This is a genomic window from Shewanella salipaludis (genome assembly GCF_012911865.1).
Classification (GTDB): Bacteria; Pseudomonadota; Gammaproteobacteria; order Enterobacterales; family Shewanellaceae; genus Shewanella; species Shewanella salipaludis.
The window spans coordinates 1-531 of the sequence record NZ_JAAXYH010000039.1 but is presented as its reverse complement, the minus strand read 5'-3'; the positions used below and the strand labels follow the sequence as shown (position 1 = coordinate 531).

Annotated in this window: 2 rRNA genes; both read right to left on the bottom strand. The window is 44.8% G+C overall.

Annotation, left to right across the window (positions count from 1 at the left end):
* Positions 1–104: ribosomal RNA gene (locus HC757_RS18915) — 23S ribosomal RNA — on the bottom strand; the annotation flags it as partial.
* A 342-nt stretch (positions 105–446) separates the two neighbouring features.
* Positions 447–531 (bottom strand): 16S ribosomal RNA (locus HC757_RS18910); the annotation flags it as partial.

The window sequence follows — 531 nt, the reverse complement described above, 5'->3', positions numbered from 1 at the left end:
CTCAAATGCTTGTTACTAGCTCGCCAACGCTTTTCGCAAGTTACTACGTCCTTCATCGCCTCTGACTGCCAAGGCATCCACCGTATACGCTTAGTCGCTTAACCATACAACCCAAATGAGTTTCACTCACCCGAGTTGCATTGCAACCAGCTTGGTTTTACTTGTCTCATCTCCGGGTAGGAGATGGACCGCCTTAGATTTTGAATATTCAAGACACTCAATAAAGTGTTTTGAGAACTCATGTTTAATGCTTTCGCATTAAACGTTTGTAATTAACATGACGAACTCTTGTATAAAGAGATGCATCACATTAAATACTATCAGCTTTCCAAATTGTTAAAGAACTATGCTAACCGGCTGGCGGCGCATGTCGCTCTACCCATCCGAAGACAGGCTAAACAAGCAATCTGTGTGAACACTCAAAAGCATCGAGTTAGTCGTATAGGTAAGGAGGTGATCCAGCCCCAGGTTCCCCTAGGGCTACCTTGTTACGACTTCACCCCAGTCATGAACCACAAAGTGGTGAGCGCT